The organism is Sphingomonas sp. (assembly GCF_019242355.1).
Lineage (GTDB): Bacteria > Pseudomonadota > Alphaproteobacteria > Sphingomonadales > Sphingomonadaceae > Sphingomicrobium.
The window spans coordinates 1-18,210 of record NZ_JAFAVR010000134.1 but is presented as its reverse complement, the minus strand read 5'-3'; the positions used below and the strand labels follow the sequence as shown (position 1 = coordinate 18,210).

At 67.6% G+C, this 18,210-nt stretch carries 21 protein-coding genes; 10 read left to right on the top strand and 11 right to left on the bottom strand.

Annotated features, from left to right (window positions below):
• The 3 genes from guaA to JOZ79_RS06400 all read left to right on the top strand — a co-directional run.
• Positions 1–888 (top strand): glutamine-hydrolyzing GMP synthase (gene guaA, locus JOZ79_RS06410; protein WP_294072179.1); only part of this gene is annotated, 888 nt, incomplete at its 5' end.
• Positions 885–1,295 (top strand): hypothetical protein, encoded by a 411-nt coding sequence (locus JOZ79_RS06405; protein WP_294072176.1) that lies wholly within the window; start codon positions 885–887, stop codon positions 1,293–1,295. The genes guaA and JOZ79_RS06405, both read left to right, overlap by 4 nt.
• A gap of 65 nt (positions 1,296–1,360) precedes the next feature.
• The gene (locus JOZ79_RS06400; RefSeq protein WP_294072173.1) at positions 1,361–1,951 is read left to right on the top strand and encodes a L,D-transpeptidase family protein; all 591 of its coding nucleotides are present in this window, start codon (positions 1,361–1,363) and stop codon (positions 1,949–1,951) included.
• A gap of 150 nt (positions 1,952–2,101) precedes the next feature.
• Here the strand turns inward: JOZ79_RS06400 and JOZ79_RS06395 are convergent, their stop codons facing one another.
• The 4 genes from JOZ79_RS06395 to JOZ79_RS06380 all read right to left on the bottom strand — a co-directional run bounded on the left by JOZ79_RS06395 (position 2,102) and on the right by JOZ79_RS06380 (position 5,416).
• Positions 2,102–2,770, bottom strand: a complete 669-nt coding sequence (locus tag JOZ79_RS06395) for a hypothetical protein (RefSeq protein ID WP_294072171.1) — start codon at positions 2,768–2,770, stop codon at positions 2,102–2,104.
• A gap of 125 nt (positions 2,771–2,895) precedes the next feature.
• Entirely contained in the window at positions 2,896–4,281 is a 1,386-nt protein-coding gene (locus tag JOZ79_RS06390; protein ID WP_294072168.1) for a HAMP domain-containing sensor histidine kinase, read from the bottom strand.
• 6 nt (positions 4,282–4,287) lie between these two features.
• On the bottom strand, positions 4,288–4,971 hold the full coding sequence (locus JOZ79_RS06385; RefSeq protein ID WP_294072166.1) for a response regulator transcription factor: 684 nt from the start codon (positions 4,969–4,971) through the stop codon (positions 4,288–4,290).
• A gap of 139 nt (positions 4,972–5,110) precedes the next feature.
• On the bottom strand, positions 5,111–5,416 hold the full coding sequence (locus JOZ79_RS06380; RefSeq protein ID WP_294072164.1) for a hypothetical protein: 306 nt from the start codon (positions 5,414–5,416) through the stop codon (positions 5,111–5,113).
• Positions 5,417–5,731: 315 nt separating this feature from the next.
• Between JOZ79_RS06380 and JOZ79_RS06375 the strand changes: the two genes are divergently transcribed.
• From JOZ79_RS06375 to JOZ79_RS06345, 7 genes are all read left to right on the top strand, one after another.
• Positions 5,732–6,166, top strand: a complete 435-nt coding sequence (locus JOZ79_RS06375; protein ID WP_294072161.1) for an Rrf2 family transcriptional regulator — start codon at positions 5,732–5,734, stop codon at positions 6,164–6,166.
• A gap of 66 nt (positions 6,167–6,232) precedes the next feature.
• Positions 6,233–6,661 (top strand): hypothetical protein, encoded by a 429-nt coding sequence (locus JOZ79_RS06370; protein ID WP_294072159.1) that lies wholly within the window; start codon positions 6,233–6,235, stop codon positions 6,659–6,661.
• A 24-nt stretch (positions 6,662–6,685) separates the two neighbouring features.
• Positions 6,686–7,573, top strand: coding sequence for a 3-methyl-2-oxobutanoate hydroxymethyltransferase (gene panB, locus JOZ79_RS06365; protein ID WP_294072157.1), 888 nt, complete (start codon positions 6,686–6,688; stop codon positions 7,571–7,573).
• Positions 7,574–7,740: 167 nt separating this feature from the next.
• Complete coding sequence (locus JOZ79_RS06360; protein ID WP_294072155.1) at positions 7,741–8,424, top strand: tetratricopeptide repeat protein; 684 nt, start codon at positions 7,741–7,743, stop codon at positions 8,422–8,424.
• Positions 8,425–8,432: 8 nt separating this feature from the next.
• The gene (locus JOZ79_RS06355; protein ID WP_294072153.1) at positions 8,433–9,764 is read left to right on the top strand and encodes a PQQ-binding-like beta-propeller repeat protein; all 1,332 of its coding nucleotides are present in this window, start codon (positions 8,433–8,435) and stop codon (positions 9,762–9,764) included.
• A 51-nt stretch (positions 9,765–9,815) separates the two neighbouring features.
• The gene (gene der / locus JOZ79_RS06350) at positions 9,816–11,168 is read left to right on the top strand and encodes a ribosome biogenesis GTPase Der (protein WP_294072150.1); all 1,353 of its coding nucleotides are present in this window, start codon (positions 9,816–9,818) and stop codon (positions 11,166–11,168) included.
• 90 nt (positions 11,169–11,258) lie between these two features.
• Positions 11,259–11,693: an Hpt domain-containing protein gene (locus JOZ79_RS06345; protein ID WP_294072148.1), complete on the top strand. Its 435-nt coding sequence runs from the start codon at positions 11,259–11,261 to the stop codon at positions 11,691–11,693.
• A gap of 10 nt (positions 11,694–11,703) precedes the next feature.
• Here JOZ79_RS06345 and JOZ79_RS06340 read toward each other — a convergent pair whose 3' ends face one another.
• The 7 genes from JOZ79_RS06340 to JOZ79_RS06310 all read right to left on the bottom strand — a co-directional run bounded on the left by JOZ79_RS06340 (position 11,704) and on the right by JOZ79_RS06310 (position 18,073).
• Complete coding sequence (locus tag JOZ79_RS06340; RefSeq protein ID WP_294072146.1) at positions 11,704–12,141, bottom strand: hypothetical protein; 438 nt, start codon at positions 12,139–12,141, stop codon at positions 11,704–11,706.
• Positions 12,142–12,187: 46 nt separating this feature from the next.
• Complete coding sequence (locus tag JOZ79_RS06335) at positions 12,188–12,529, bottom strand: hypothetical protein (protein ID WP_294072143.1); 342 nt, start codon at positions 12,527–12,529, stop codon at positions 12,188–12,190.
• A 67-nt stretch (positions 12,530–12,596) separates the two neighbouring features.
• Positions 12,597–13,157, bottom strand: coding sequence for a helix-turn-helix transcriptional regulator (locus tag JOZ79_RS06330; protein WP_294072141.1), 561 nt, complete (start codon positions 13,155–13,157; stop codon positions 12,597–12,599).
• 144 nt (positions 13,158–13,301) lie between these two features.
• The gene (locus tag JOZ79_RS06325; protein WP_294072125.1) at positions 13,302–13,481 is read right to left on the bottom strand and encodes a hypothetical protein; all 180 of its coding nucleotides are present in this window, start codon (positions 13,479–13,481) and stop codon (positions 13,302–13,304) included.
• A 34-nt stretch (positions 13,482–13,515) separates the two neighbouring features.
• A complete protein-coding gene (locus tag JOZ79_RS06320) occupies positions 13,516–15,156 on the bottom strand; it encodes a hypothetical protein (RefSeq protein WP_294072122.1) in 1,641 nt (546 codons plus the stop codon).
• Positions 15,157–15,264: 108 nt separating this feature from the next.
• Complete coding sequence (locus JOZ79_RS06315; protein ID WP_294072119.1) at positions 15,265–16,752, bottom strand: TonB family protein; 1,488 nt, start codon at positions 16,750–16,752, stop codon at positions 15,265–15,267.
• 253 nt (positions 16,753–17,005) lie between these two features.
• Positions 17,006–18,073: a DNA-directed RNA polymerase subunit alpha gene (locus JOZ79_RS06310; protein WP_294072116.1), complete on the bottom strand. Its 1,068-nt coding sequence runs from the start codon at positions 18,071–18,073 to the stop codon at positions 17,006–17,008.
• Positions 18,074–18,210 lie beyond the last annotated feature (137 nt).

The window sequence follows — 18,210 nt, the reverse complement described above, 5'->3', positions numbered from 1 at the left end:
ATCTGCGGGCTATCGGGCGGCGTCGATTCAGCGGTCGCTGCCGTGCTGATCCACGAAGCGATCGGCGACCAGCTCACCTGCGTGTTCGTCGATCACGGACTGCTGGGCATGGGCGAGGGCGAGAAGGTCGTGGCGCTGTTCCGCGGCCACTACAACATTCCGCTCGTGCACGTGAACGCCGAGAAGGAGTTCCTCGACGCGCTGGCCGGCGTCACGGATCCGGAGGCCAAGCGCAAGACCATCGGCAAGCTGTTCATCGACGTGTTCGAGGCCGAGGCCAGGAAGATCGGCGGCGCTGACTTTCTGGCGCAGGGCACCCTTTATCCCGACGTCATCGAAAGCGTCAGCTTCACAGGCGGTCCGTCCGTGACGATCAAGAGCCACCACAATGTCGGCGGCCTCCCCGAACGCATGAACATGCAGCTGGTCGAGCCGCTGCGCGAATTGTTCAAGGACGAGGTCCGCGAGCTTGGCCGCGAGCTTGGCCTGCCCGACGCTTTCGTCGGCCGCCACCCATTTCCCGGCCCCGGCCTCGCCATCCGAATCCCCGGCGAAGTCACCGAGGACAAGTGCGACATTCTGCGCAAGGCCGACGCCGTCTATCTCGAGGAAATCCGCAACGCCGGCCTCTACGACGCGATCTGGCAGGCGTTCGCCGTGCTGCTGCCGGTCCGGACGGTCGGCGTCATGGGCGACTATCGCACCTACGATTATGTCTGCGGTCTTCGCGCGGTGACCAGCGTCGACGGCATGACCGCCGACGTCTACCCGTTCGACGCCGCCTTCCTCAGCCGCGTCGCCACCCGCATCGTCAACGAGGTCCAGGGCATCAACCGGGTGGTGTACGACTACACGTCGAAGCCGCCCGGAACGATCGAGTGGGAGTGAGATACGCAATCAAGGCGGCGGTGCTGGACGCGTCCGCTCCACACTTCGGTTTCGACGCTCAGAAGACCATGTACGGCGGCAAGCATGTGGCCGCCGGCGACACGGTCTATATCTTCGCAAGCGAGAATGGCGGCGGACAGGGTCTCGTCGCGCGGGGTAGAGTCACCCTGGCCATCCCCTCCCCCAAGCCCACCGGTGTCGACCGTTACACGCCGCGCGTGAGCATCGCCGTTGAACGGACCGGAATCGCCCGGCGCCGCCTCGGGCGCGCCGAGCTCAAGCCGTTCGATCGCTGGAGGGACGGACGCCCGGAAACTGAGCTCAACTTCAAATTCTATCGTCAGGCGACCGACAAGATCGTCGCCCTGTCAGGCGGAGCGGGCGCCTTCCTCGACACTTTTTTCTGAGCGCTGTTAACCTGGCATTTGCCGCGACATTGACTCGGCGCGCGCCGTTCGGATGATCAGCCGGGATGACGAAGAACTCCTGCCTGATCAGGTGGATTCCTGCCATTGCCGCGGTTGTGCTCCTCGCCGGTTGCGAGACTGCGCCGGCACCGAAGGTCGTGCAGGCTCCGCCGCCGCCGGCACCGGCCGCCCCGAGTCCCTATCAGTGGAGCGAGGGTGACGCGCCGCGCGCGCATCAGGATGCCGTCGCCCTGTTCGGGCCGCTGAACCTCAAGCCCGGCCAGTATCTCTGGGCGGCTACGATCCCGGACGCCAAGGACACCCGCATTGTCGTCGACCTGCTTGCGCAGCTTTTCTACGTCTATCGCGGTGATAATCTCGTCGGCGTCGCCACCATCTCCAGCGGCCGCAAGGGCAGGGAAACGCCGCTCGGCTTCTGGTCGGTGATGCTAAAGAAGAAGCTCGGTTACAGCCGCAAGTACGACAATGCGCCAATGCCCTACATGCAGATGTACGACCCCAAGGGCATCGCCTTCCACGCCGGGCCCAATCCCGGCCACCCGGCCAGCCACGGGTGCATCCGCCTGCCGCTGAAGTTCGCGGCAAAGCTCTACGAAATGACGACGGTCGGCACCAAGCTCGTGATCGAAGGCTAGCCGCCCCGGGGACGCCCGGCTGGCCAGCGTCGCTTCCCCAGGATGCAGCGCATCAGGGTCGCGGGCGGCATGATGGTCGTCTCGGCGTTCAGATGCGCAAGGGCAAGCGCGGCCGGGGTGCGGACCGCGCCTGCCGGCGTCGCTCAATGGTCAGCGCTTCCTGAAGTCGGTGTTGCTGTTCTCGCTATTGGTGGTTCCGAGCGTCGCCGTGCTGTCGGGCTCGGTCGTTGATTGCGGTGCGTTGCGCGGATCGGTGCTTGCGCCGGCGGTGCCGTCCATGTTGTGCTGGGCGGTAAGCTCCAGTTCGTCCATCTGTCCGAATTGCCGAGATCCGCTTCCGGACTGGCGATTGCGGCGCCAGCTGTCGAAATCGCTGTGGAATTGTTGCTGCCGCTCGCGGCAATAGTCGCGATAGTCCCGGTCGAGCGCGTCCATCTGCTGCTGGCGCCAGCTCAGGTAATGATCGTCCTGGCTCCGATAGCGGTCCTGTCCGCCACGCTCGCGGGTGCTGTAGCGGTCCTCTCCGCCGTGCCCGCCGGCGCCCCGAGCGAAGAAGCCGCCGCCGCGGTTCTCCGACCAATCGCGGTCGGCATCCCAGCCGCGTTCACGCTCGCGCCCCTCGAACATGAATCGCCCGCGGTCGCTGTCGTCGCGATCGTAGCGGCGGTCGCGCCATTCGCCTTGCTGCTCGCCGCGCCAGCTTCCGCGCCACTCGCCACGCTGATCGTCGCGCCCTTCTCTCCGCCGGTCGTCGTGACCGCCGTCGGGATCGCGATCGCCATATTTGCCGTAGCCGTCGCCGAGATATCCATGTGCCATGAGTCCAGTCTCCATTCCCGTGAAAGCAGCGCGTCGCCACTGTCGCGGCTACAACGAACGAGCCGTCGCGCGGCTGCGTGGCGGACGGCGCGCGGCGGCAACGCTCCGCCGCAGCAGAATGAGCGTCAGCCCGCCGAAGCGTCGGCCGGCTCCGCCGCCGGGTCGTCCGACACCGGCAGCTGAAGGCTCGCGATGAGGCCCGGCGCGTTCTCGTCGAGCACCAGCTCGCCGGAATGAAGGTGGGCAATCGACCGCACCAGGGCCAGCCCGAGCCCGGCGCCTTCATCCGAGCGGCTGGAATCGAGCCGGCCGAAGCGCTTCAGCGCTTCGGTCCGCCGTTCGGCGGGGATGCCCGGTCCGCGGTCGGCGACGACGATCGTCAGCTGCTGCCCGATTTTTCCGGCGACCAGCAGGATATGGCCGCCGGCCGCCCCGTAGCGGATCGCATTCTCGATCAGGTTGCTGACCGCCTGGGCGATCAGCTGCCGGTGCCCGAACAGCCGCAGCGGCTCGCGCGGCCGCTCGATCTCCAGCCGCGCGCCGGCTTCCTCGACCACCGGATCGTACATCTCGCCAAGCTCGCTGGTCAGCTCACCGGCGTCGAACCAGGCGAATTGCTCGCGGCCAGTCATTGCTTCCGACCGGCTGATCTCCAGCGCCGTCGCAAGCATTCGGGTCAGTGAATCCGCCTGGCGCAGCACGTTGGCGAGAGCCTGGTCTCGCTCGGCCGGATCGCCAGTCTCGGCCGCCGCATGCGCCGCCGCGCGCAGCCGGCCGACAGGGGAGCGAAGGTCGTGCGCGAGTGAATCGGTCACCATCCGAAGCTCGTCCATCAGCGCCGTGATTCGGTCGAGCATCTCGTTGATCCGGTGGCCGAGCCGGTCGAACGCGTCGCCATTGCCGGTCAACGGCACGCGCCGGCTGAGGTCTTTCGCCGTGATCCGGTTGGTCACCGCGACGATGCCGCCGATGCGTCGGCTGACATAATTCGCAAGGATTACTCCGCAGGCGAGGCCGAGCAGGAGCGCAAATGCGAGCGCGATCAGAAGCGAGCGTTCAAGCGTCTGGCGAAGCGCGAAGCTGTCGCCGACGGTCCGGCCGCTGACCAGCCACTGGCCGGTCGGGAGGCGACGGAACTCCAGCGCCGCCGCTTCCGGCGTCGTTTCGCCCTGGAAGCGCAGCAGGCCATTGCTGAAACCGTCGCGGACCGGCTCGGTCGTGTGGGGCAGCGTCGCGAGGTTGCCCATCTGTTGCCGCCCGGAACCGTCGAACAGCCCGACCGCCGTCTGGGGATCGCCGTATGACGTGCTGTCCTGGATCGCATCGGTCAGCGCCGGCATGCCGCCGGTTCGGTAGACATCGGCCAGGACGGCGCCTTGCTCGGTGACCTGGCGCTGCAGGGCGGAGGCGGCCTCGTCATGGGTTCGCCAATAGATGAACCCGAGGACCGCAAGATTTGATAGAAGGGCGAGAAGCCCCGCCAGCAAGGCGATCCGGACGCTGGTCGGCAAGGCGCTCTAGGCCGCCAGCATGTAGCCCGCGCCCCGCACCGTGTGCAGCAGCGGTCGCTCGAACCCGTCCTCGAGCTTGCGGCGGAGCCGGCTGACGTGGACGTCGATGACATTGGTGCCCGGGTCGAAGTGATAATCCCAGACCTGCTCCAGGAGCATGGTGCGGGTGACGACGCGGCCCTCGTTGCGGGCGAAATATTCTAGCAGCAGGTATTCGCGCGGCTTCAGCTCGATCTTCTTGCCGCCGCGCTTCACCGACCGCGACAGGGGGTCGATCTCGAGGTCGCCGACCGTCAGCCGGTGATCGGCGGGATTGAGTCGCGCTTCGCGGCGGCGGAGCAGGGCATTCACCCGCGCCAGCAGCTCGGCAAAGGAAAAGGGCTTCACCAGATAGTCGTCCGAGCCCGATTCGAGGCCGTCGATGCGGTCGCCGACCGATCCTAGCGCCGACAGCACGAGCACCGGCGTCGCGACCTGCGCGGCCCGAAGCGCCTTCAGCACCGCGATTCCGTCGAGCACCGGCAGCATCCGGTCGAGGATGATGAGGTCGAAGCTTCCGTCGCTACCGCGGAACAGCCCTTCCTGGCCGTTGCTTGCGATCTCGATGCTGTGCCCTTCCTGACCAAGGCCCTTGGAGAGGTAGGCGGCAGTCTCGGAATCGTCTTCGACAAGCAGGATCTTGCGGCCCATTGGCCCTCCCGGATGAACGTCTACGTCCAACTGGCTGGTGTCGGCAATGCCGTGGGATCGGGCGGTACCGCGCGGCGCGGCTGGGTCGGTTCGTCGGGCATGACGTTCCGCACCGCGCGGTGTTCGCTTTGCTCGGCTCTTACTTGCTGGTCGAGGTCGAGGTGTCCGTCGTCGTCGTGGTCTTGGCGGGCTTCGCGGCCGACTTCACAACCTTCTTCGAGTGGTGACGGACGCGGCGGTGGTGCTTGGCCTTGACCGAGCCCTTCTTCACCGGCGTGACCTTCGTCGTCACCGTCGTCGTCGCCTTGACCGTGCCGGCCTTGTTGGTCGTCGTGATGGTCTTGGTGCTCTTGGCTGCCGGCGCAGCAGCGGTCTTGGCCGGAGCGGCGAGAGCCGGAGTGGCAACCAGGCCGAGGGCCGCAAGCGATGCAATCAACGTCTTCATTATGGTCCTCCATGAGAGTCCGGCAAGGATGCCGGGGGTAGTCGAGGCTCTACGGACGCAGGTCATGCATGGCGCTGAATTGCGCGTTAAATGCAGTTCATCGGTCCGTGCTTGGTCCGCCCGGCGCGAGAGGGGAACTTCCCACGCCGAGCGGTCGAGCAAGCGGCTGCGGGTTAGCCCCGGCCGCATCTCACCGGCCTGTAGCGGCGATGAAGAGATGTTCAGATGACGCAAAGTTCACTCGCGCTCGGGGCCGCGAGCAGGGCGGGAGCGCGCGGCCATTGCGCTCGCGCGGCCCCGCGCTAGGGTTGGCCAGTGCTCGCACAGAAGACCCGATATGCTCTCCGGTCCCTGCTGTTCCTGGTGGAAGAGGGCGGCGGCTCGCCCGTCCAGCTCGCCCGGATTGCCGAGACCCAGCACGTGCCGCCCAAATATCTCGAGCTCATCATGCTCGACCTCAAGCGGGCCGGGCTGGTGAAGAGCGCGCGCGGGCCCAAGGGCGGCTATCAGCTCGCCAGGGCGCCAGACCAGATCTCATTCGGCGAGGTGGTTCGCAGTCTGGAGGGCCCGATCGCCCTCGTCTCCTGCGCAAGCGTCAACTTCTATGCGCCCTGCGGCGATTGCCAGGACGAGGCGAGCTGCGCGATCCGCCGCGCCTTCACCATCCTTCGCGACCAGAGCACGGCCGTGCTCGATTCGATCTCGCTCGCGCAAGGCGCCGGCTGGGAACAGCGGCTGGGCCAGGAATAACCGTTCGGCTTTGAACCCACTTGCCGATTGCGCTACATCGACGGTCGGCGAAACGGGGGATTTGCCATGGCGACGACGAATGTTCGACGGGTTCCCGGCTGGTATTGGGCCGCCGCCATCGCGGCGGTTTTGTTCATGGCGGTCGGCTGCGCCGGCATGGTCATGGACATGATGACCGATCCGCACTCGCTCGAGCCCGCCCAGCGCGCGCTCTACATCGCTCGCCCGCCCTGGATGAAGCTGGCATACACGCTTGCGGTGTGGTCCGGGCTCGCCGGCGCTCTCGTGCTGCTGGTTCGATGGCGTGCGGCCGTGCCCGTGCTCCTCGTGTCCCTGGTGGCCACCGTCTTCACCTTCCTCCCCTATGCCATCGTGCCGGGGGTGCGCGCCGCGGTTCAGACCGGCGATGTGGTGGCCGCCGTCATCGTCATCGCCCTGGTCGCCCTGACCTGTGCGTTCGCGCGTCATTCGCGGCGGCAGGGCTGGCTCCGCTAACCGGCGCTCGCTAGAGGGCGACCAATGTCGACCTTCACCATCGACACCAGCACCAGCCGGGCGACGCCGTCACCGGTACCCGGCAAGCGGACCACCGTGCCCGCGATCCGGTCGCGCAAGCTTCCCGCGGAGAACGGCTTCGCGACCGCCGAGCCGATCGTGATGCTCACGGCCTACACGATGCGCATGGCCCAGCTGCTCGATCCGCATTGCGACATGCTGCTCGTCGGGGACAGCCTCGGCCAGGTGATCTACGGCCTGCCTTCGACCATCCCTGTGACGATGGAGATGATGTGCGCGCACGGCGCCGCCGTCGTCCGCGGCAGCTGGCATGCGCTGGTCGCCGTCGACATGCCGTTCGGGAGCTATGAGGGATCGCCCGAACAGGCCTTCGCAAGTGCGTCACGGATCATGAAGGAGACCGGCTGCGCAGCGGTGAAGCTGGAGGGCGGCGAGGCGATGGCGCCGACGATCGCCTTCCTCTCCGGCCGGGGAATCCCGGTCGTCGGCCATGTCGGCCTCACGCCGCAGGCGGTGAACGTGCTTGGCGGCTACGGCGCCCGAGGGCGAGAAGAGCAGGAAGCCCGCAAGATCCTCGCCGATGCGCGCGCGGTCGCCGATGCCGGTGCCTTCTGCATCGTCGTCGAAGGCGTCCTTGAGGACATCGCCACTGATGTTGCACGAAACGTCGCGCCCCCGGTCATCGGCATCGGCGCATCGGCCGAGTGCGACGGCCAGGTCCTCGTCACCGACGACATGCTCGGGGTATTCGAGCGCACGCCGCGCTTCGTGAAGCGCTACGACGACCTCGCCGCCCGCATCAGCGCGGCCGCCGCAATGTATGCCTCGGAGGTCCGCGACCGGAGCTTCCCGACCTCCGGCCAGACCTACCGCCCGAAGAGCGGGAGCTGACCGCCGCTTGATGAACATGCGCGCCGCCGCGCACCTGAAATCTTGCGTTTCACCGCTCGTTCTATAGACGGTGCGCCACCAGCTTCCGTTCATCTGCGGTGGGGAAGGAAGCCGCCGGCACGGACGATCCACTCTTTCTCGAGGCAGATTTGGCGCAACCCCCGGACATGAGCGACACGTTCGTTCGCGAAGTCGACGAGAATCTGCGCCGCGACCGCGCTCGCGATTTCGTTCGAGGCAATGCCGGCCTGCTGATTGGCGCGGTGGTCCTGTTCCTCGTCCTGTGCGGTGGCATCATCTATTGGCACCAGTATCGCGGCCAGCGCGCCGAGGGTCAGGTCGAGCAGCTCGCCCAGATCAACGTCCGGCTCGATCGCGGCAATACCAGCGGCGCCGCGCAGCAGCTTGGCGACCTGTCGAACAGCGGCAGCGCCGCGGTTCGCGCGACGGCCGAGTTCGGCCTCGCTTCCGTCGCGCTCAAGCAGGGCGACAGCAAGCAGGCGATTGCCCGTTATCGCGCAATCGCCGCCGACAGCGGGCTGCCGCCGCCATTCCGCGACCTCGCCCTCGTTCGCCAGACCGCGCTCGAGTTCGATTCGATGCAGCCTCAGGCCGTCATCGCCCGTCTGCAGCCGCTCGCAAGCCCCGGCAATCCGTGGTTCGGAAGCGCGGGCGAGCTCACTGCGATCGCCCTCGTCAAGGAAGGCAGGGCCGCCGAGGCAGGCAAGCTGTTCGCGACCCTTGCCCGGGACAAGGATGTTTCCGACGGCATCCGCGGCCGCGCCGTTCAGATGGCAAGCACGCTCGGGGTCGATGCAAGCGACGCGATCCCGGCAGCACCCGTACTATAGGATAGATGATGACCAGACGGAAAAGCCTTCAGGCCGGATTGCTCCTCGGCGCGCTGCTCGCGGCAAGCGGCTGCGGCATCTTCAAGAAGGGCACGCCGAGTACGCCGGTCCTCGGCCAGCGGATCGACGTCCTGTCGACCGAAGGCGACATATCCGTCGACCCCGCGGCCAGCGCCCAGCCGATGACGCTTCCCGACCCGGTCGTGAACGGCGAGTGGACCCAGTCCGGAGGCGCCGCCACGAAGTCCATCGGGCATGTCGCTCTCGGCCGCACGCTGGCGCGCGTCTTCACGGTCCCGGCCGGTCGCGGCAGCAGCCTAACCGCGCGGCTCGCGGCATCGCCGATCGTCGCGGGCGGCCGCGTCATCGTCATCGATACGCAGGGGATCGTTCGGGCGTTCGACGTGCAGACGGGTGCGCGAGCGTGGGAGACCCCGACCCCGGTCGACCGCGGCAACGAGGCATCGCTCTACGGCGGCGGAGTCGCTGCCGACAACGGCATCATCTACGCGACGAACGGCCTCGGCTACGTGACCGCGCTGGACGCCCGCAACGGCGGCGTGATCTGGAAGGTCCGCCCGGGCGGTCCGCTGCGCGGTGCTCCATCGGTCGCCAACGGGGCGATCTACGTCGTCAGCCAGGACAATCAGATCTACTCGCTGAAGGCCTCGGACGGCTCGACCAACTGGTCGGAAGCCGCGTCGCTCGAGGTCGCCGGCGTGTTCGGCTCGGCCTCGCCGGCGATCGGCCAGGGCACCGTGGTCGCCGGCTTCTCGTCGGGTGAGCTCAACGCCTACCGCTACGAAAATGGCCGCCAGGTCTGGCAGGACATCCTTCAGCGCACCAGCGTCACCACCAGCGTCTCCTCGCTTGCCGATATCGACGCCGATCCGGTCATCGACCGGGGCCAGGTGTTCGCGATCGGGCAGGGCGGACGCATGGTCGCTCTCGACATCACTTCGGGGCAGCGGCTGTGGGAGCTCAATATTGCCGGCATCTCGACCCCGTGGGTCGCCGGCGACTGGCTGTGGGTCGTCACGTCCGATGCGCGTCTGCTGTGCATCTCGCGCGACAACGGGCACATCCGCTGGATTCAGAAGCTGCCGCGTTACGTGAAGGCGAAATCGAAGAAGGGCGAGATCGATTATTCGGGCCCGATCCTGGCCGGCGGCCGGCTCATCCTGACCGGCTCCAACGGCGCGATCGTCTCGATCGACCCGGCGACCGGCGCCTTCCAGGGCCAGACCAGCGCCGGCGCCGACATCAGCCTGCCGCCGGTCGTCGCCAATTCGACCCTCTTCATCCTCGACGACCAGGGTCGACTGACCGCGTTCCGCTAGGGCGTCGCTCGGCTCCTCGCATTGGCGGCGTCCATCGGCTAGGCGCGCCCGATGCCTCTGCCCACCGTCGCCATCGTCGGCCGCCCAAACGTCGGCAAGTCGACCCTGTTCAATCGCCTGGTGGGCAAGCGCCTGGCGCTGGTCGACGACCGTCCAGGCGTGACGCGCGACCGCCGCGAGGGCGAGGCGAGCCTGCTCGGGCTCGACTTTCGGGTCATCGACACGGCCGGCTTCGAGGACGAGGATCCTGAGACGCTCCCTGGACGAATGCGCCAGCAAACCGAGGCTGCGGTCCGCGACGCGGATGCCGCTCTGTTCCTGATCGACGCGCGCGAAGGCCTGACTCCGCTCGACGAGGAGATCGGCCGCTGGCTCCGCGCCGAATCGACGCCGGTGATCGTCGTCGGCAACAAGGCTGAGGGCCGCTCCGGCGAGTCCGGCCTCCTCGACGCCTTCCGCCTCGGCCTTGGCGATCCGGTCGCGATCAGCGCCGAGCATGGCGAGGGCGTTGCCGACCTCTTCCAGGCCCTTCTGCCGCTCGTCGAGCGTGACGAGCCGGACGAGGACGGCCGGGATGCCGAGGCCGACCCGACGCTCAAGATCGCCATCGTCGGCCGCCCCAACGCCGGCAAGTCGACCCTGGTCAATCGGATGTTGGGTGAGGAACGAATGATCACCGGCCCGGAAGCCGGGATCACGCGCGATTCGATCAGCCTCGACTGGCAGTGGAAGGGCCGGGCCGTCCGACTCGTCGACACCGCGGGCCTCAGGAAGCGCGCCAAGGTCGAGGACAAGCTCGAGCGCCTGTCCGCAGCGGATACCCGCCGAGCGATCGACTATGCCGAGGTCGTCGTCCTCCTGCTTGACGCGACGCGCGGTCTCGAGTCGCAGGACCTCAGGATCGCCAATCAGGTGATCGAGGAGGGTCGCGCGCTGATCATCGCGCTCAACAAGTGGGATGTCGCTGAAAACGCCTCGTCTCTCTTCAACGGCGTCAAGGCGGCGCTTCAGGAAGGCCTTGCACAGCTTCGCGACGTTCCGCTGCTGACCGTCTCGGCGAAGACCGGCAAGGGCGCCGACACCCTGCTCGAGGTCGCCTTCGACCTGCGCGAGGCGTGGAGCCGCCGCGTCGGCACCGGCGAGCTCAATCGCTGGTTCGAGGCCGCGACCGAGGCCAACCCGCCGCCCGCCCCCAAGGGCAAGCGCATCAAGCTTCGCTACGTGACCCAGGTGAAGACCCGCCCGCCGAGCTTCGTCGTGTTCGGCAACCGCACTGACGAGCTTCCCGAAAGCTATCGCCGCTACCTCGTCAACGCGCTTCGCCGTGACCTGGGGCTCGGCGCCGTGCCGCTCCGGCTGGAGTTCCGGGGCCGCTCCAATCCCTTCGATCGCTCGCGCGGCTAAGCCGCCTCGGTAAGGCAAATTTTACCACTCCGCGCCTAGGCGGAGAGGACGGGACCATGCCCGACCTTATCGGGATACAGGGACGAGACATTGACCGACGAAGCAGCCGAAATCGTCGACTGGGTGCTGTTCGAGAAGAACCGCGCCGAGCTCGGGCCCGGATTCATCCGGATCCTCAGCTACTTCCGTGAAGACGGCGCCAAGTCCGTGTCGCAGATCGAGGATGCGATGCGCCAGGAAAACGCCGTCGCGCTCGTCCTGCCTGCGCACACCATCAAGGGCGAATCGCGCCAGCTCGGCGCCGAGCCGCTGGCAAGGATCGCGGAGCTGATCGAATCGACCGCGCGGCTGTGCGTCGAAACCCATCGCTTCCCGGACGAGCTCGTTCCCGAGGTCGTCGAGCTTCGCAGCCTGTTCGCGAAGACCGTGGCGCTGTTCGACCAGGCGACCAACCCGCTCGTTACCCGCGCGGGCCCGGCCGGCTTCGGCCGCAAGGTCACCAACCAGAACTTCGGCCGCATCTAGGACTCTCGCGTCAGGCGGCGAGGCCCGTTCCCTCAGCAAGGTTGCGTGAGCGGCGATGCTGGCGCCAGGTGCCGATGGCGAGGATCAGCACGATCGGATAGCTCCAGAACATCAGTGCCGCGCCATACGCGCGGCCGAACAGGGCGCTGTCCAGCGCCTTCATGACGTGGCCGAATATCGTGGTCAGCTGAAGCCCCGCGACCCACAGCGGCCAGAACCGGTCGGAGCGCAGCGCGACCCACAGGAAGCCTGCGAGGACTCCGACATCGACCGCCATCACGCCGATTTCGACGTTCGTGAATCGATCGTGCAGGGGCGACCAGGCGAAATGCGTGATCAGTGCACCGACGACGCAGATCGCGCCGACGTCGCGCTCGTCGCGGCTCCCTCGCACAAAGGCGTAGAGCGCGACGAGCGCGAGCAGGATGCGAAAGAACAGCGGGGCCATGGCTTAGCCGTTCCCGAACACGCCAGGGCCCCGCGGTCAACGTCCGTTAAGCGACGACGCGAAGATCGACGGTCGCCTTGGCCGGCGGGCAGTCGTCGTCGCCGAACGCAACCGTGCGCAGGCCGGGGATCGTGCTCTTGGTTTCGACCAGCGCCGAATGGCAGCCGCCGATGCTGCCGCGTGCGGCGATCAGGTCGCGGGTCGTCGCGGCCAGCTGCTCGAACGCGGCGTGGCTGCTGTTGATGTTGGCATTGGTGACGCTGCGCGCATGGACCATGCGGGTCTGGAGCTCGGCGAGCTCGACCAGCGCGGTCTCGATGCTCTCTTCGACCGAACGGATTTGCGTGGCGACTTCGAAAGCGGCGTTTTCCATCATTTGTTTGCGCATGACTGCTCCTTCCCCGGCGCTGCCGCGCCGGAGTGGCTGTCGGTCCGATCCGAATGTCGACGCTTGCCTAGCTGTGAAGCAGCCTTGAGAGGCTTTCGAGCCCGGCGAGATACATGCCCGCCGAGAACGCCGCTCCGATCGCGATGACCGCGATCCACAGCAGCCTCTTGCCGACGCTCATCTCATTCCGGGGGTGGCTCCTGGTTGCGAACGGCGGTTGCAGGGAAGGAACGAAGGCGACGGCCCGTTGCTCGGTCCGGAAACCGGCCCCTTCGTCCTCCCCTGCACGGTCAGCGTGCCGAATCTGAAGTCTGACCGCCCCGTCGGAATGATCGCTGGGCTGGTCGCCGCCAATGTGCGGCGATTGATGTATCAAGCGCTGATATGGTCCGCAGTGCTGCGCCACGAGGCGCGCCGCCTGGGTCCGCCGCTCGACCCCCAGGATATGGAGCGCGCCCCGGATGCGCTGGTCGACCGTGTGCGGCGAGATCGACAGCTCGGCCGCGATCTCCTTCGAGGAGTGATGCGCGTCGACCAGCCGCAGGCAGTCGAGCTGTCCCGAGCTCAGCCGGGCGATCCGAGCTTGGATGTCGGTCGCTCCAGGCAGATCCGATCGGCCTCCAGCCACGGTCCGCGTCTCCAATCCAATTCTGACGGCCGAAGCCATAGTTCCCCCAAACCAGACCGGACCGATAGCTGATTCATGCGTCCGAATCAGCGCCTTAGATAGATTGCTGGATGCAACTTAGTCCAGCCGGGCCGACCGCCCTCCCTACCGCAGCTTGGCGATCCGGACCCCGTCTTCCTTCGCTCGCTGCTTCACCGACTCCTCGCTACGGGTCAGCGCCTTGGCGATCGCCTTCAGCGCCATGCCCTTGCCCGCAAGAACGTGGAGCTTCTGGACCTCGTCCTGGCGCCATGGCTGCCGGTGCCGTTCGAACCGCTCGCTCATCTGCTGCAGTTTACGACAGAAAATCAGCAAAAAATCAATTGAGCCTGACGCGTACGAAGCCCATCGCGCCGGTCGGATGGTTTCCGCCATAGGAAGGCGCAAGCGTGCCGGGCACGAAGTCGACGGACGCCAGGCCACCGACTCCGGCCAGCAGATGGCTGGCGATGCGGAAATCGCGAATCGCTCCCACCGAGATCTTCCCGACCCGGAAGGCCGGCCCGTCGCCTGCCGCAGCCAACTCGCGGTTCTCGACCGCCTCGCCGCGCCCGAACACGGTCCAGGCGGCGTGCTGGACCGATGCTTCCACGGCGGCGCCATCGTCATTGTGCCCTTGAGACGATTTGCGGCCCCAGGCCAGGGTTGCCGCCGCTCGCCAGTCGGGCGCGATCTCGTCCGCCCACAAGGCGCTTGCCGACCAGCGCGTCTGGTTCAGGCCCGGCTCGAGCTGCTCGGGATCGATGAACCGCCCCCAGCTTCCCTGCAGCGCAACCGTCCGGGTCGGATTCCACGACACTCGAAGCGCGGTCCAATCGAGCGGACCGGTCTCGATGTCCCAACGATGTTGATCCGGTTCGCGCGCATTGAACCGGCTCGCCTCGATCTTGACCCGATCGAGCACGAGGCCGGCCGTCAGCACGCCGAAGCTGATGTGAGTCGAATCGAGCCAATGGTGCGTGATCGGAGCCTCGGGCGAATCCATGATCGCCTCGCGGTGCATGAAGGCCGGTGGCCCGAACGCCGGCTCGCCGGGCAGGCCGCCGTAGACGAAGACGCTGCTCTTGCTGCCCAGCGGCTGCGATGCCGACGCGGACAGCTCCATGAAAAGGTCGTGCGGGTGCTGCCGGTCGACCAGGCGCTCGCTGCCGTTGGCGGTCTCGCCGCTCGCCAGCAGCAGCGGATAGCCGCTCGGCCCCATCAGCGGATCGGGACTCAGCATCGCCTTGAGCTGGAGCGTCCCGTCGCCCAGCGGATGCTGGGCCATGCCCATCAGCATTCCGCTGATGAAGCCCTTGTCGTCGCCCCTCGGTCCCGACTGGCTATCCGCGACGAGGTTGAGGACGCCATGCGCCATCAGCATCCAGCCGCCGCTCATGGCTCTGAGCGCCATGTCGCGCGAAGAGTCAGGCTGCCACGCCGTGCCCGAGGCTTCGCGCGCCATCGGATAGGAACCAAGCGCGCCGGTCATCGCCATCGCATGGTCGCTCATCGGCATGGATTGGCCGCCCATCGGCATGGCCATCGCTCCCATGGCGCCATGGTCCATCGCGCCGCCGGGTGCCGGCGAGGCGGGCATCGGCATGGCCATCGCTCCCATGGCGCCATGGTCCATCGCGCCGCCGGGCGCCGGCGAGGCGGGCATCGGCATGCCCTGCCCGGACGGATGGTCCATCGGCATCGTCATTCCCGGCATCGGCAGCGGCTTTGGAGAGGCCGCCGAACGCGGCGCATGACCCGCGCTCGCGTGCGTCCTGGCGATCGAATGCTTGTGCGGCGGGACCGTTCTGCCTGGCGCGTTCGCCTTCGCCTTCGCCTTGGCCTTCGCCTTCGCCTTCGCTTTCATTACCGGTTTCGCCGGCATCGGCATGGTCATGCCGGCCATGGCCTGAGCTGACGCATATGCCGGGATCATGACAAGGGTCGCCGCGCCCGCAGCCGCAAACACAACACGCTTCACGACAGCACTCCAACCCCCGGCGATCACGTCCCGAACATGAGGATGTCGGGCGAAGATTCAAGACGACGCGCATGCGCCAGGCTGCGACGCGAACCGCTCGACTTCCGGTCAGCGGCGGCGGGTCACGCGCCCCCACGTATAGGTCGTCCGGACTTCGCTCGCCATCGGCGTTCCGGCCGAGTTGCGGGCGGGGGCGAACCGAAGCCGCTGCTCGACCAGCCCGCAGGTCCTGGCGTCGAGTGACGGATCACCGCTGCTGGAGACCGCGCGGCAGCCGCTGACGAGGCCGTTTGGCTCGACCGTGAAGCGGACTCCGACGGTTCCCTGGAAGACTCCGCGCGGGTTGTCGCTGTTCATGATGCCGCCGCCGAGCCAGCGCGGGAAGGGCTGCACGGCCCTCGCTGGCGGCGCCGGTGGCGGCGGCGCGGCGACCGGGGCGGCAACGGGCGGGGCCGCGGATGCCTGCTGCGTGGGGGCGGCGGGCGTCGCCGCGCTGCTGCCCGAAGCGCCGGGCGCGGGTGCTGGTGCCGGCGCGGGCGGCGGCTTGGCTTCGGCGGTGGTTGAAACGGGCGGCGGAAGGGGCAAGGTGATCGCGGTGCCTGGCCGCGCGACCGCAACGACCGTGTTGCCAGGCCGGGACTCGGCCGTTCCGAGAGTGGCGACCGATTGCGCAGTCGGCGCGGAGGGAACAGCCGTGGGCGCGACCGTCGATGCGGGCGGCGCCTGGACGGTGGCCGGAGATCCGGTCGTCGTCGGGGGGGCGTTCGCGGCGACTTGCGGGACGTTGCGCAACGGTGCTTGTGCGGGATGGCCGCCGCCACGCATCAGAAGCAGGCCGCCGATGCCCAGCGCAATCACCAGCGCTCCCGCAGCAAGCACGCCGCGATGGAGGCCGCTCGATCGCTCGGCTTCCCAGGGCACGACCCCCGTTTCGTCCGCGCCTTGCGCATCCCTCGCGGCGACGAGCGCTGCGCCGGCCGCGGGCGCGGCTACCGGCTCATCCTCATCGACGGGAGCGACGGCTTCGGGAGCAGCCTCCGGCACAGTCCGAGCGTCATCGACCGGCCAGGCCGGCTCTTCGGCGACATCGTCAACCGGCTGGACAGGAGGCGCGGCAACCACCGGCGGCGGGACCGGCCCGGCCGGCTCTTCGACGATGTCGTCGACCGGCTGGACAGGAGGCGCGGCAACCACCGGCCGCGGGACTACCTCCGGCTCGTCCGGGACCTCGGCCTGTCGCGCCTCGACAGCGCCAGACCGCAGCTCCCCCGCGCGGGCGTTCTGGACCTCCGGCTCGGCGAACATGACCGGCCGCTGGGGCTCGCGCGCCACTGGCTCCGTGCCGGCATCCGGCTCGGCTTCCGCGGCCGCTCGCGCTTCATCATAGGCGCGCCGTTTGGCAGGGTCGCGCAGCGTCTCATAGGCAAGCCCGACCTGCCGGGCCCGCTCGCGGATCGGCTTCTCGGCAACGTTCGCATGCTGGAGGTGCTGGCGGACGCGGGCGTGGAACGCCTCCTCGACCTCCTTGCCGGTGGCATCCGGCGCAAGGCCGAGCGTCGCGTAATGATCCGGCTGAGAACTTTCGAAACTGTCCATCGAGACCTCGCCTGCAACGAAGGGACGGGCGCGTAAGCTCCGGATTGTGCGCTAATTTCCCGGGAAGGTCGAATCCGGTTAACCATGTTGCCGGGCACCGCGGCGCTGGACATGAAAAAAGGGCCGCCCCCCGTGGGAAGCGGCCCTTTGTCCGTCGAGCCTCGAAGAGGCCGTCATGGGAGTGGTAGATCCCGTGACTCGTCTCTTGCCCAGCTTACGGCTGCAGCGCAGCCGCTTCGCCAGGCCCGGCGCTTCAGCCGAGCATCTCCTGCTCCAACTTCTTGGCCATTTCCTCGATGTTCTCGGGCGGCCATCCGGGGATGTCCATGCCGAGTCGAAGGCCCATGCTGGCGAGCACTTCCTTGATCTCGTTGAGACTCTTGCGGCCGAAGTTCGGCGTGCGGAGCATTTCCGCCTCGGTCTTCTGAACCAGGTCGCCGATGTAGATGATGTTGTCGTTCTTCAGGCAGTTGGCGCTGCGCACCGACAGCTCGAGCTCGTCGACCTTCTTGAGCAGGTAGCGATTGAGCTGGTTGGTGTCGGTTTGGGTCTCGACCGGCATCGCCGCGGTCGCGCCGATGATCGGCGACGGAGCCGAGCGCACCTGGCTGTCGTCGAAGTGGACGAACAGCTGCAGCTGGTCCTGAAGGATGCGGGCGGCATAGGCCAGCGCGTCCTCGGGCGTCACCGTGCCGTCGGTCTCGATCGTCAGCGTCAGCTTGTCGTAGTCGAGCTCTTGGCCGACGCGGGTGTTCTCGACCTTGTAGGCGACCTGGCGGACCGGGCTATAGAGGGCATCGACCGGGATCAGGCCGATCGCGGCATCGGCCGGACGGTTGGCGGCGGCGGGCTGGTAGCCCTTGCCGATGTCGGCGGTCAGCTCGGCGTTGAGCGTCGCGCCTTCGTCCAGGTGGCAGATGACGAGGTCCGGGTTGGTGACTTCGATGTCACCCGAGGTCGCGATCATGCCCGCGGTAACTTCGGCCGGGCCGGTCGCGCTGAGGTGAAGCCGCTTCGGACCTTCGCCTTCCATGCGCAGAGCGATCTGCTTCACGTTGAGCACGATGTCGGTGACGTCCTCACGGACACCCGCGAGGCTCGAGAATTCGTGAAGCACGCCGTCGATCTTGATCGACGTCACGGCGGCGCCCTGGAGCGAGCTCAGCAGCACGCGGCGAAGCGAGTTGCCCAGCGTCATCCCGAAGCCGCGCTCCAGCGGCTCGGCGACGAACACGCCGCGGCGGCGGGAGTCGCCGCCCGGCCTCTTCTCGAGCGCGTTGGGCTTCTTGAGTTCCTGCCAGTTCTTTGCGTTGACGGCCATTTGTCTTCCTGCCCTTTGGCGGGACGTCTCCCGCCGATACAATCTAGTTTCGCCGCGGCATTGCGAGGCCGCGGCAGCGGCGCGCCTGACGCTTAGACGCGACGCCTCTTGCTCGGACGGACACCGTTGTGCGGGAT

What these genes read in the sequence shown, in the direction of transcription:
- JOZ79_RS06315 (WP_294072119.1), bottom strand. Translation starts at nt 16,752, where the DNA reads ATGGACAGTTTCGAAAGTTCTCAGCCGGATCATTACGCGACGCTCGGC.
- JOZ79_RS06325 (WP_294072125.1), bottom strand. Translation starts at nt 13,481, where the DNA reads ATGAGCGAGCGGTTCGAACGGCACCGGCAGCCATGGCGCCAGGACGAG.
- JOZ79_RS06395 (WP_294072171.1), bottom strand. Translation starts at nt 2,770, where the DNA reads ATGGCACATGGATATCTCGGCGACGGCTACGGCAAATATGGCGATCGC.
- JOZ79_RS06360 (WP_294072155.1), top strand. Translation starts at nt 7,741, where the DNA reads ATGAGCGACACGTTCGTTCGCGAAGTCGACGAGAATCTGCGCCGCGAC.
- JOZ79_RS06380 (WP_294072164.1), bottom strand. Translation starts at nt 5,416, where the DNA reads ATGAAGACGTTGATTGCATCGCTTGCGGCCCTCGGCCTGGTTGCCACT.
- JOZ79_RS06370 (WP_294072159.1), top strand. Translation starts at nt 6,233, where the DNA reads ATGGCGACGACGAATGTTCGACGGGTTCCCGGCTGGTATTGGGCCGCC.
- der (WP_294072150.1), top strand. Translation starts at nt 9,816, where the DNA reads ATGCCTCTGCCCACCGTCGCCATCGTCGGCCGCCCAAACGTCGGCAAG.
- JOZ79_RS06400 (WP_294072173.1), top strand. Translation starts at nt 1,361, where the DNA reads ATGACGAAGAACTCCTGCCTGATCAGGTGGATTCCTGCCATTGCCGCG.
- JOZ79_RS06335 (WP_294072143.1), bottom strand. Translation starts at nt 12,529, where the DNA reads ATGCGCAAACAAATGATGGAAAACGCCGCTTTCGAAGTCGCCACGCAA.
- JOZ79_RS06385 (WP_294072166.1), bottom strand. Translation starts at nt 4,971, where the DNA reads ATGGGCCGCAAGATCCTGCTTGTCGAAGACGATTCCGAGACTGCCGCC.
- JOZ79_RS06310 (WP_294072116.1), bottom strand. Translation starts at nt 18,073, where the DNA reads ATGGCCGTCAACGCAAAGAACTGGCAGGAACTCAAGAAGCCCAACGCG.
- JOZ79_RS06340 (WP_294072146.1), bottom strand. Translation starts at nt 12,141, where the DNA reads ATGGCCCCGCTGTTCTTTCGCATCCTGCTCGCGCTCGTCGCGCTCTAC.
- panB (WP_294072157.1), top strand. Translation starts at nt 6,686, where the DNA reads ATGTCGACCTTCACCATCGACACCAGCACCAGCCGGGCGACGCCGTCA.
- JOZ79_RS06355 (WP_294072153.1), top strand. Translation starts at nt 8,433, where the DNA reads ATGACCAGACGGAAAAGCCTTCAGGCCGGATTGCTCCTCGGCGCGCTG.